Source organism: Bacteroides sp. 1001302B_160321_D4, from assembly GCF_015667765.1.
Classification (GTDB): domain Bacteria; phylum Bacteroidota; class Bacteroidia; order Bacteroidales; family Bacteroidaceae; genus Bacteroides; species Bacteroides xylanisolvens.
The window spans coordinates 18,438-29,494 of record NZ_JADPLO010000036.1; the positions used below are offsets into that span (position 1 = coordinate 18,438).

At 42.2% G+C, this 11,057-nt stretch carries 11 protein-coding genes; 3 read left to right on the plus strand and 8 right to left on the minus strand.

All coding sequences use genetic code 11. The features are described 5' to 3' along the window. Nucleotides 1–16: 16 nt before the first annotated feature. From KFO40_RS14560 to KFO40_RS14580, 5 genes are all read right to left on the minus strand, one after another. The gene (locus tag KFO40_RS14560) at nucleotides 17–595 is read right to left on the minus strand and encodes a conjugal transfer protein TraO (RefSeq protein ID WP_005868877.1); all 579 of its coding nucleotides are present in this window, start codon (nucleotides 593–595) and stop codon (nucleotides 17–19) included. A 309-nt stretch (nucleotides 596–904) separates the two neighbouring features. Next, nucleotides 905–1,498 carry a Crp/Fnr family transcriptional regulator gene (locus tag KFO40_RS14565; protein ID WP_005868875.1) on the minus strand — a complete coding sequence of 198 codons (594 nt, stop codon included), beginning with the start codon at nucleotides 1,496–1,498 and terminating at the stop codon, nucleotides 905–907. A gap of 244 nt (nucleotides 1,499–1,742) precedes the next feature. Then, nucleotides 1,743–2,873, minus strand: a complete 1,131-nt coding sequence (locus tag KFO40_RS14570; protein ID WP_005868874.1) for a hypothetical protein — start codon at nucleotides 2,871–2,873, stop codon at nucleotides 1,743–1,745. Nucleotides 2,874–3,565: 692 nt separating this feature from the next. Next, on the minus strand, nucleotides 3,566–4,048 hold the full coding sequence (locus KFO40_RS14575) for a DUF3408 domain-containing protein (protein WP_005868873.1): 483 nt from the start codon (nucleotides 4,046–4,048) through the stop codon (nucleotides 3,566–3,568). 4 nt (nucleotides 4,049–4,052) lie between these two features. Next, entirely contained in the window at nucleotides 4,053–4,751 is a 699-nt protein-coding gene (locus KFO40_RS14580; RefSeq protein ID WP_005868872.1) for a ParA family protein, read from the minus strand. A gap of 403 nt (nucleotides 4,752–5,154) precedes the next feature. Here KFO40_RS14580 and KFO40_RS14585 point away from each other — a divergent pair, with 403 nt between their 5' ends. Genes KFO40_RS14585 through KFO40_RS14595 form a run of 3 tightly spaced genes read left to right on the plus strand, consistent with a single transcriptional unit; the run spans nucleotide 5,155 to nucleotide 7,901 of the window. After that, on the plus strand, nucleotides 5,155–5,493 hold the full coding sequence (locus KFO40_RS14585; protein WP_008770294.1) for a plasmid mobilization protein: 339 nt from the start codon (nucleotides 5,155–5,157) through the stop codon (nucleotides 5,491–5,493). Further along, complete coding sequence (locus tag KFO40_RS14590; protein WP_005868870.1) at nucleotides 5,490–6,890, plus strand: relaxase/mobilization nuclease domain-containing protein; 1,401 nt, start codon at nucleotides 5,490–5,492, stop codon at nucleotides 6,888–6,890. Before KFO40_RS14585 ends, KFO40_RS14590 begins: the two co-directional genes overlap by 4 nt. Nucleotides 6,891–6,917: 27 nt before the next feature. Further along, entirely contained in the window at nucleotides 6,918–7,901 is a 984-nt protein-coding gene (locus KFO40_RS14595) for a hypothetical protein (RefSeq protein WP_005868869.1), read from the plus strand. A gap of 44 nt (nucleotides 7,902–7,945) precedes the next feature. Here the strand turns inward: KFO40_RS14595 and KFO40_RS14600 are convergent, their stop codons facing one another. The 3 genes from KFO40_RS14600 to KFO40_RS14610 form a co-directional block, all read right to left on the minus strand. Continuing rightward, a complete protein-coding gene (locus tag KFO40_RS14600) occupies nucleotides 7,946–8,101 on the minus strand; it encodes a hypothetical protein (protein ID WP_005868867.1) in 156 nt (51 codons plus the stop codon). A 611-nt stretch (nucleotides 8,102–8,712) separates the two neighbouring features. Further along, on the minus strand, nucleotides 8,713–9,360 hold the full coding sequence (locus tag KFO40_RS14605) for a hypothetical protein (protein ID WP_005868866.1): 648 nt from the start codon (nucleotides 9,358–9,360) through the stop codon (nucleotides 8,713–8,715). Nucleotides 9,361–9,715: 355 nt separating this feature from the next. Beyond that, on the minus strand, nucleotides 9,716–11,056 hold the full coding sequence (locus KFO40_RS14610; RefSeq protein ID WP_005868865.1) for a sugar phosphate nucleotidyltransferase: 1,341 nt from the start codon (nucleotides 11,054–11,056) through the stop codon (nucleotides 9,716–9,718). Nucleotide 11,057: the final 1 nt, after the last annotated feature.

Sequence of the window (11,057 nt, forward strand, 5' to 3'; positions counted from 1 at the left end):
TGATATGATTTGTCGGTTAGTAGAGCAGTATCTTTATTCCTACGTTCCAGACAGTGTTCCACTTGTCAATGGATAGGGGATTCCAATGTTGTTGTATGCGGGCAAGCAATGCCGTTCGGGGCAGGATGAATACTTCCAGTTCCGTTTCCAGTTTCGGGCCGATGATGAAGTTGTATTCCTTATCGGGGTGGCGGACGTATTCTGTACCGATGAATCCTCCCAGGCCGATGCCCCAGTAAACGGATTTCAGGTTGCAGGCCAGGGTTCTGTAATAACCGCCGTCCACAAAAAAGTCCTTACCCTTGTCATGTATCGTTTCGGGAATCGTTTCTTCCGGGTTCAAGGTAGAGACTTGCGGTAGGTTGGCTGTATATTCGTAAGGTTTCTCAAAATAGCTAAACCCGGCTTTCCAATAGCTTGTCCGGTTGATGTATCTGGAAAAGGACAGGTTGTAATAGTTGCCTGCATTGCCGAACAGGTTAGTGCCGTAGTTCAATTCAAGTGCCGGGATGTTCTCATAATGGCGTTGCGCAAAAGCGCTTACGGTGCATAACAGCAGGCTAAGGCTGATAGCAGTCAGTCTGATGTGTTCCATGGGAATTACTCTTTAGGTTATTAATGTTATATATTTTTCTATTTGTCTCATACGGTGTTTCCAATTTACGCGGATTCCTGTCGGCAGAACCGAATCAAGGTGCTTATCGCGTTGTTTTCGCTCCAAACATATAGATTATATACGGGAGGACAAATTTTATGAAGGGCTTTTAAAGGGCCTTTCGTGTTTATTTAATGTGCATTAAAAAATACATGTGCCGTAAACCGGCAGGTGTGGAATAATTCTACAGAAAAAAGCCGGATAGGATTAGTTGTGTAAAACTGTCCTGCCCGGCTTATAGGGTTTGGTTTATATGCGCTTTCGGATGTTGCTCAATGCTTGTGGCGTGATGCCGATATAACTTGCTATGTCTTTTAAGGGTATTGAACGTAACAGCCATTTTTCATTGGCCAAAAGCGCTTTGTAACGCGCTTCGGCATCCAGTGTGTAAAACTCCTCTTCCCTTATTATTTTGCGGTTGATGGATCTTACCAAATGTATTCTGGCCAGCTTGTTGAAATTGATGGATAACTCATATAGCTGATGAAGATCTTTTTTGGGCAATCTCCAGATCTTGCATGGCTCCAATGCCTTGATATTGTAGTGGGCATGGTGTTCTTCATGTGAAAGGAAAAAATTGATGAACTCTTTGGCTTGGATAAACCGTGCTGAAATCTCTCTATTCTCTTTGTCCGGAAACCATAACCGGACGATGCCGGATTCCAGATAATAGAGGTAGCATACTTCCTCGCCCCTGGTGACGAGGTGTTCTCCCTTTTTGATATGGATAAGCTCGAAATGAGCATCAAGATACGCCTTTTCTTCGTCTGTCATCCGCACGTGAAGATGGGCGCCCATTACCATGAGCGTCTCATCTATCAGGGTGGCAATTGTTTGAACCATTGAATTTGTTTTATGTTTATATAAGGGTACGGAAACGTACCCTCTAACATGGACGTGGCGTTCCAACAACAAAGGCACGCCCCGTACCAGTTTCATACTGGTACAGGCATGCGCCTGTTGTTGTTAATTCCTTAACGATAGATGCCACTCTTTTGTTAGACAGACGGACGTATGTAAAAAGCGGGCTGCCAATTTTCTGACAATCCGCTGCAAAGATACTATTTTATGGTTTTTGTTCCAACTTTTAGGGATTTAAGTTGACGGCAAGGTCTTCTGGACGAATGCCTACTACCTTTATATAGATATCCCGGTAGATGTTCTCCTTAATCTCCTTGTCCTCTTCAGAATAAAGCCATGCGGTAAATTCATGATAATATTCGCCGGTTCCCAATTTAAAGAAATCCTTATATTGATAATGTCTGCTCACGGGAATGCCTTTCTTGTTTAACAAGAAGCATGATTTAAGCGCATCGTGATATTGCGAGGTCAGTATCGCCTTTATCTTTTCGTCGAAATATTCCAATGTTTCCTGGTCAAAGAAAAACTGTACGGTGTAGGGCCACTTCTCCCCTTTTCCTTTGATGTACTGGTATTGGAATTTGGTTCTCTCCAGCTTTTTGTTGATACCGTTTAAGATGCTGGTCACCTTCTTCTTCCGGTCATGGTTGTCCTTTACCGTTACATCAAATTCCTTGGCAAGTTGGTCAACCGTAACGGTGAAATAAGGTGCTTGTCCTTGGTCAATCTTATACTTGATCAGGTAAATCATTTTCGCCAGGTTCAGATAAAACTTGCGGTAGCCTTTGCGGTTGGGCAGGTTACGGTAGTCTTTCAGTTCCAGCAGATTGTATTCGGTAAGCAAAGTATTCATCAGATCTTTGCTCAGATGCACGTTGTAATTCCGCTTGGTGCGCTTTTTCGTGCCGAAGTTATCCTTTATCTCAAAGCGGTCCAGTATTTGAATGAACTTATATTGCGTCTTGCCGTTCATGGCGTATGCTACACTGAGGTTGGATGTCCCTAAACGGTATAACGCCGCTTCAAAGGTGTTCTCTATCGGATGCTCTATCTTTTGGCCGTTCTGTTCGGTGATATATACCGGACGTTGGTTGCTGAACAGGAAATCAAGCTGCTTCTCGGTCAGTTTTCGTTGCAACTTGGTTCGTTCATACCCCATGACCTCACAAAAATCGTTGATGGAGAACCAGCAGTCGCCGAACAGATCTTTCATTTGTGAAGATGCCACGTAAATGATAATGTCAGACATGACAGTGCCGCCTGCATCAAATAGAACTTCCAATACTTTCGTGTTGGAAGACTCGCTGAGAGTCCTGGGGACTCTGCTCAACTCTTTTTGTGTATTACTTTCCTTCATAGGCGGACACTTGTTGTTTACTGATGCAAAGATACGTTTTTTTACGGAGATAGTGAATCTAACTCCCTATAAATGAAGATTCCAAAGCATTTTTTTCGTGCTGTTTCTTGATTTAGTTGTGTAAAAGTGTCCCGACTACGGCTGTTTCCGATCCCCCAGTTGTGTAAAAGTGTCCCGAATGGCCGGTTTAGTTGTGCAGAAGTGTCCCGGATTCCTGATTTAGTTGTGTAAAAGTGTCCCGAATGCAGATTCTAGTTGTGTAAAAGTATCCCGACTTTCCTGTTCAGTTGTGCAGAAGTGTCCCGAATAGTCGGTTAGTTGTGCAGAAGTGTCCCGGTTACGAGAAGATGCCAGTAAGTGCTAACTTGCAATAATATAGTTGATTATACGGAAAACCTCCCTTATTAGTTGTGTAAAAGTGTCCCACAAATACTTAAATCCCTAAAAACCTAAATAAAACGAAGAAATGATTTTGTTACCGTATTCTTACTTTCGGAAAAAATTTTGAGGTGGAAACAAGTAGAGGTTTGAATTCTTTAACATATTGTCCAGGATAATAGGCAAAGGGATTTTTCCGCAGTTGTGTAAAAGTGTCCCGGTTCAATGCCGGCCTTCACTAAAACGGTGTGCAAAAATAACGCCTGCCCGACGGATGCAGTCGAACAGGCGTATATATTTTTCCGAAAGTAGAATCAGATGCTCATATACTTCTTCAGTATCGCTTGAATCTCCTTGTTATGGCTGGTCAATATGTCTTCAAGAATGTTGTTTGCGATGTTGTGCATTCCTAATCCAGTGGCCATAGCAATCTGCTTCAGCTTTCTGTGGGTTTCGCTGGATATCCGGATTACTTCGGTGTTCTTTAATTTTCGCTCTTCCAGATATTCCGAGAATTTTTTTCCGCAGACTTTGCTTTCTTCTGTTTTTGGAGAAGACTGCACGGAAGGTTTGGATTCCGGCTTTTCCATTTGTTCCGGCTGAGGTTCTTGGACGGTTTCTTTGACTGGAGCCGATTCTTTCACCTCTTCATGGATGGGGTGCTCAATCGCAGGTTGGGGGATAGTGCTTTCCGCAACACTTCCGATCTGCTGGATTTCCTGCTCTTTCTTACTGGCGCTTTGCAGCAAGAGTTTTCTCATGGCGGCTGATGATGTCCTTTCTTTGTTGGTTGCCATAGCTTTATTCTCCTATATGGTTACAGATTAATTCCAATACCTCTTCACAGAAAGCATCACAGGGATGATGGTACGCTTTACTCAGCGTACTTAAATTGCGTTGATAGTCAACCCTTGAATCCTTGATGTAGTTTTGCATCAACTCGAAAGGCAAGGTTTTTTTATTTTTCAAAATTTCTTTGAACTCCAGCACATTCGGAAGAACACGGTTCATAACACCACGCACGGTAGTCTTTTTACCAATCTTTCGACGGCTTTCGATAATCCCTTCATAGATGTTATAGTAAAAGGTCAATGTAGGTCTTAAATCGGTCTGGTTCGGTTCGAAGGGAATGATGATCACGTCAACGAAGTGCAGCGTTTCAACTACACCGTTTTGTTTCAGGTTACCCGGAAAATCGACAAGTATAATGTCGTAATTGTCCTGAAGGAAATCCAGTTGGTTGATGAACTCTGAGGAAGAGATATTGATAACCTCATATTCTTCTTCCTTTTTCATGATTCCGTCCTCGGCTTCGTCCTCACGTAATTTTCCGATAGTGTTCTGCATGTCGTCGATATCCACCACGGCAATGGATAAGCCCCCCTCTTCGTTTGACTGCGAATGAATATAACCTGCAAACAAAGCTGTCAGCGTAGACTTCCCTACCCCGCCCTTGGGATTCTCAAAAGCTACGACTACTCCTGGTAATATTTGTCCCATAATGTACGTTTTTAAGTATGTGCGCAAATATATAAATAATAAATTAAATAATTGCATACTTTTATAATTAATTTATTATACACTTTTTTACTTAATTGTATAAGTAATTACATATATAAATATAAATATAAATATGTACATACTTAATCTTATAATTAAGTATGTATGTTCATACTTTGTAATAATATAATTAGTAATTATGTATTTTGTAACTAATGGCTTTCCGTTCGCCTGTTACAATGTGCGTAGTTACTTTGTAACAAAGTGAGCGGTTAATCTGGATTAAGAAATCAAGACTTTTGTCTGGTTTTGTTTCACAGCTGAGTATTATTGTATATCTTTGCTAATGCAAGGTATGTTTTTGTGGGTACAAAAAACCTTGCGACAGCCGAGCTGCCGACCAATGTTCGTTACACTCACATACTCTGTATATATGAAAGAGAATCGAGATATAAGTATAAAGATCCGCTTGACGGAAGCCGAGAAAGAACAGCTTCTTCAACGTTCAAAGGAAGAGGGAAAATCCCTTTCTTCCTTTATCAGAGAGTCTGCCTTGAAAGGCAGAAGCATATCGAAAACCGATGTGCAAATGATATATGAACTTCGTAAAATAGGAGCCAATATCAACCAGCTTGCCAAACATATCAATACGCTTCCGTCCGATGAAAATATATTGTATTCATTGGATCGGATTAACCAATACCTTTCGGATGTAGAAACCATTAACCGGAAATTGTTATGATAGCCGAGATACAACCTTCTTTCTCATCCCACCTGTCCATGAGCCGGAAAATTGAATACCAGCTTTCCAAGGTCAAGGAAGGAAACGGAAAAGTGCTTTACACCTCCACTGGTGACGAACTGGCCGCCATGCCAGCCTACATGAAACTTATCTCCCAGTTGAATGACCGGGTGAAACTACCTTATGCGGAATTTATTCTGAGCCTCTATCCGGGAGAAAGCCTTTCCGATGAACAGTGGCTTTCTCTTGCCGGGGAATATATCGAGAGGATGGGGTACGGAAAGTCCTGTTATGCCGTTGTCCTAAATACCGACAAGGCACACAGCCATGTGCATGTGCTGCTGACCACAATTGATGAAGAAGGCAAAAGCATTCCTTCCGGAAATAATTACAGCCGTTCCGAAAAGATCTCAAGGGAACTGGAGCAGAAGTACGGTCTGTTGCCTTTGGAAAGGGAAGGAGGCAAGAGAACCACGTTGGGAGAGGCGCAATACCGTAACTATTATTTCGATGCGGCCTTGAAGAAAGCCATGCGTAGTTATAATTACAAGGATAAGGTATCGGCTGTCCTGGAACAATCCGATACATACCGGTCTTTGAATAAACCCTTGCAAGAAATAAAATTGGCCAATGAAGAATGGCGTGTCCTATTGGGGGATGAAAGCTATGACAACCTTTTCGCATTGCTGGAAAAAGGAGGTTTTTTCAACCCCTTGTTCAAGGATGAACTGTTACAACAGCTTGACCGCATCTACTCTTTTTCCGAAAGTACATCCGATTTCCGAAGGAACCTGGAACAAGAAGGATTGTATATGCGTCTGGTCACCAAGAAGGACAAATCCTATTATGTCTATGGCATCAAGGATTCAGGCTTTTACCTGAAGGACGTTTCACTTCCTCAGAAATATCGTTTTGGTAATATTCGTTTTGATGGCCGGGGCATGAGCGCCGATGAACAGAAGCATTATCTCTATGACCATGTGTTTAAGGCATTGAACGCTTCTTTAGGCTATGAGGATTTTAAGAAAAGGTTGGCGGAAGAATCGATCCGTGTGACGGAACATGTAAACAGCAAAGGCGCATACGGGATTTCCTTTTATATGGAAAACGTGGAAAATGCTCATGTCTTTAAAGGTGCGGATCTTTCCCGTAAGCTCACTTATCAGAATATCCAGAAGCATTTCGATGGTGTGGCTGTCGGTCTCTCGCCACATATCGATAGGGTAGGGGAGTTCCGTGAGCGGGTGGATCGTGAGGCTTTCTATATGCAGGGTGGGGGAGTTATGGCCATTCCGGAACTTGACATTACCGGCAGCGGGAAGAAGTCGCAAGAGGATGATCTCATACCGTCCAAAAAGAAACGGAAACGCAAGAGTGGTCCCGATTTCTCATTATGATGAATACTAACTTAATATATTTGCTTTATGAATTATCAGACCGTTTTACAGAATTATCATCCCACTGAACAGGGGGATTTCATGTTGAGATATGAGATAGGTGGCCGGGGATATGTCGTTTACTCACCGGAGAAGGATGCGTTGTCTTGTATTGAATTACATGGCTTTTCCGAGCTTACTCCTTGGCAATTGGCTTTTGTTCTTTCCTTGGATATGCAGCAGATGAAAGAACAGGACGAGCTTTCTCTCTTCGTATGTTGTAAGCGAGAAAAGCTCTTGTCTTATCTTTTCGATGTGGAGGAAAGCGAAACCGTCTTGAAGACAAAGCACGTGTCCGGTTGGCAGGGCTATCTGATGATGGATATCCATAAGCCGGACAGGGTACGGAACGTGTTCCAGTTCCATCCGGAAACGAAAGAAGCCCGTTTGGTCTTTGATAACCGTTTATGTGTCGCTTCCCTTCGTGAGAAAGAAAAAGGAAAGCTCATCCATCTCTGTTGGAGTCCTTCTGTCTTTGCTGCCATCGATAAGGGAGGAGAGCGTACCGCACCGGCTTATCTGTTGGCTTCTGATGCTGCCTTGTTGCATGGGTATGCCATGAAACAGATTGCGGAATGCTTTGCCGGTACACCGGTTGAAGAACGGGTTATCGGTATTCATGTAGGGGATAATGTCTATGAGGCCTTGTCTTTTGTGTGCTATTACGTCCGTAACGTGCAGGATGAATATTTGGTTATTCCTGAGCGGAAAGATGGGATGGTGATTCTTGAAACCCCGAAATGGAATCCGATACGCCAGGCTAACTTCGTGGCTTCACTGAACAAGATGGCGGTTGACCAGGCGAAGAAACGCTATCCGGAAATGGAGGTTCCGAATGAACGGCCATTCACGTGCCTCTCTTTTGCCCGGAAGTCTTTCGTCTATTTCCCGGATCTGAAGGTGTATCAGGAGGTGTTCTTGAAGATGTATTTGGGGTTGGTGAGGTTACAGGAGGTGCATTTGCTGGGGTAAGGAACAATTGCAGTGCTGCTTATAAAATAGTGGCACTACTATTGTTAGAGTACTTCTATCATTCCTTTGGTTACGGCATCGGCCAGTAGTCTTTTTACAATCCTGCCACTGGGAGGATTGGTTATCCCAAGCGTTATCTCAACCCTGTTTGATAGAGGATGATAGTGCAGGTATTGGAGGATTTCATCTTCAATAGTCATGTTATAATTCTTTTATCGGGACAATTTTGCCTGATATTTATGCTTTTGTTTATTGTTCTGTCCCGATAGAGATTATTTTGGATGGACAAAGAAACGCTATCCAGAAATGGAGGTTCCGAATGAACGGCCATTCATGTGCCTTTCTTTTGCTGGAAGTCTTTCGTCTATTTCCCGAGTCTGAAGGTGTATCTGGAGATGTTTTTGAAGATGTATTGGGAATTGGTGAGGTTACAAGAGGCGCATTTGTTGGAATAAGGAAAAGGGTGCATCTAATGCCCAATTTGAAAGGATCACCTGCTACAGATAACTGTAACAGGGATATTATCCTTAAAAAAGTGAGTTAGATACACCATTTTAAAGTGCTTCTGTTATTTCTTTGTTTACGGTGTTGGGGAATAATCTTTTTATTACTCAGTTATAGGGAAAATAGGTCTGATATTTATGTTTGGATTATATACTTTGAGGATAAGTGAAGAAAGATATCTGAAGGTGGATTCTTTTATTTAGAGTTCCTTTTAGAATAAGATTTCGCCAAACAGAAATATATTTAGAATTGTTTCTCATAAACCTCAATGCTGCAACATTGAAGTCCAATCTGTAAGCTTGATATCTTATACATTTATTCTTATTTCCAACTTTTCATATAGCACAACTGCCTTTATCAGAGGCAGATTCTCCTTGCAGAACCATGGAAAATCGATACATCTGAAATCGACATGGCTCTCCTCCAGCAGATTGAGAAAACGGATGTCGTCTATCATCCCTTTTAAGGAAACGAACAGGAGAGGTATCTTTTTTCTTTGGCAAAAAAATAGCGCCTTCTGTAGTTCCGCATATGCGATGGCTTGTTCATCCTTGCTAGTGGAATCATTTCTCTTGTCAAAAAAAGACAACTGGACTTTTAATGAATTATGTTGTTGGAGGTATTCCGCCAGCTGTTGCTGTGCTTCAGGAGAGCTGGCATCTCCATACAGTATTATATCACTATATTGCTTCATATCGGGTATTTGTTCCGGTTGTACGCTCCTTTTTTCCAAAGGCACCCCTGCATATTCTTTCAATAGATGCTGCTTCGTGATCTTTCGGGGTTTCTCAACGGAGTAGAATGCATATCTGAATATAAACTGAGTCCCTTTCTTCTGTACGGATTCCTGTTCCAGGAAAAAAGAATTCAGGCGTATCTTGTTTTCTTGAAGGATATGTTTGGGAATATCTTCCTGATAGATATCGGTCATGTATTGAAGGATGGTCTTTTTCATTAGAAAAATCAATGAAAAGGTTCATTACCAGTATTTATAATAAGTTTTTCCAACCCATTAATTTTTGCGTAATGCTGTTTCTGCGGTTTAGAATCTGAAAACGAAGCTACTTTCGCAAGATCCTGTGTCCGGTATATATACTTACTTACATATGGATAGTGATATTTTATCATTTTACCGGCAAATACATTCCGAATGTTTTCCACATTGAGTACAATCTTGATCTTGTTGATAATAATCAATGCTATAGATTATCATTTCTTTTTCAATATGGATATCAGGTTGCCTAATTGAGGTTCGATAACTTTCTTGTAAACCAACTTCATTCTTTTGTCAGAGGTTTTAACGAAGGATTTTACCATTTATAGTCAAATTGTTCAATGTCTTCTTCTGCAAGTAGATTTCCGGACTGCACCTCGATGAACGTCAATTCAGAGATAGCCCTGACTGCATGTTTAACACCTTTCTTGATTGTAATCGTATCGCCTCTGCTGATAACCGACCTGATATCATCGAGTACCAGTTCTCCCTCGCCGTCGATAAACGTCCAGACTTCATCGCGATGGCGGTGTACCTGATAGCTGATACTCTTACCGGATTTGATTTTCAGTTGCTTGGTAAGTGATTTGTAACCGTCGGAAAACTCGGCGGTATCGACAACTTTGTATTCACCCCAGCGACGTTCTTCGAACATTGGCCGATGTTGTAGGCAGTCAGCGTAAGTTTTGATGTTCTCGCTTTTATCTTTGTCCGAAATTAGGATTCCATCATTTGATGCTGCGATAACTAGATTCCGTGTGCCAATGCACATGATTGGCAGTCCAAGTTCGTTGATGACGTGGGTATTTTCGGATTCTTCATCCATGACAACATTGCCCATGGTGTGTTCCGATAGTTCATCAGTCAACGTATTCCATGTACCAAGGTCTTTCCACTCTCCGGCAAAAGGTACGACGGCTACCGACTGCGCTTTTTCAGCGACTTCGTAGTCAAAACTGATTTTCGGAAATTCCCCATAGCGAGAACGAATTTCTGAAAAAGTGTCGGTTTTGATGTGTCGGGTTACAATATCTGTCATATACCCCAACCGAAAAGCGAATACGCCTCCGTTCCAGAAAGCACCCTCTGAAATAAGTTTCTCGGCAGTTATCATATCTGGCTTTTCCGTAAAGCGTGATACTTGAAATATTCCTTTGTTCTGTACATCATTGACTGGCACTACATATCCGTATTTTGCTGACGGATATGTGGGGTTAATTCCCATCAATACTAGTTCGGCTACATTGTTTTTCACTGCATCCGCTATCCTGCGAATCGTTTCAAAATAACCTGTTTCGGTATAAGGGTCGCAAGGCATGACGATTATAATCTCATCGGTGGAACATTTTCGTTTGTAGGCCAAATACGAGCTTGCGAGAGCGATAGCCGGGAATGTATCGCGACGCTCCGGTTCCGTAACTACAGGAATCTCTTCTCCAAGCTGGTTGATGATGATATCCCGTTGTGACTGGCTTGTTGCCACAGTAATCGAATCACAGATGCCGGTTTCTCGTAATTGCCGTACCACCCGCTGCACCATCGACTCTTTCGAGCCATCGGGCGCAGTCAACAGTTTGATAAATTGTTTTGACCGTGTATTATTGGAAAGCGGCCATAGGCGTTTACCAGAACCGCCGGATAACAGTATGATTTGCATA

What these genes read in the sequence shown, in the direction of transcription:
- KFO40_RS14560 (WP_005868877.1), bottom strand. Translation starts at nt 595, where the DNA reads ATGGAACACATCAGACTGACTGCTATCAGCCTTAGCCTGCTGTTATGC.
- KFO40_RS14565 (WP_005868875.1), bottom strand. Translation starts at nt 1,498, where the DNA reads ATGGTTCAAACAATTGCCACCCTGATAGATGAGACGCTCATGGTAATG.
- KFO40_RS14570 (WP_005868874.1), bottom strand. Translation starts at nt 2,873, where the DNA reads ATGAAGGAAAGTAATACACAAAAAGAGTTGAGCAGAGTCCCCAGGACT.
- KFO40_RS14575 (WP_005868873.1), bottom strand. Translation starts at nt 4,048, where the DNA reads ATGGCAACCAACAAAGAAAGGACATCATCAGCCGCCATGAGAAAACTC.
- KFO40_RS14580 (WP_005868872.1), bottom strand. Translation starts at nt 4,751, where the DNA reads ATGGGACAAATATTACCAGGAGTAGTCGTAGCTTTTGAGAATCCCAAG.
- KFO40_RS14585 (WP_008770294.1), top strand. Translation starts at nt 5,155, where the DNA reads ATGTTCGTTACACTCACATACTCTGTATATATGAAAGAGAATCGAGAT.
- KFO40_RS14590 (WP_005868870.1), top strand. Translation starts at nt 5,490, where the DNA reads ATGATAGCCGAGATACAACCTTCTTTCTCATCCCACCTGTCCATGAGC.
- KFO40_RS14595 (WP_005868869.1), top strand. Translation starts at nt 6,918, where the DNA reads ATGAATTATCAGACCGTTTTACAGAATTATCATCCCACTGAACAGGGG.
- KFO40_RS14600 (WP_005868867.1), bottom strand. Translation starts at nt 8,101, where the DNA reads ATGACTATTGAAGATGAAATCCTCCAATACCTGCACTATCATCCTCTA.
- KFO40_RS14605 (WP_005868866.1), bottom strand. Translation starts at nt 9,360, where the DNA reads ATGAAAAAGACCATCCTTCAATACATGACCGATATCTATCAGGAAGAT.
- KFO40_RS14610 (WP_005868865.1), bottom strand. Translation starts at nt 11,056, where the DNA reads ATGCAAATCATACTGTTATCCGGCGGTTCTGGTAAACGCCTATGGCCG.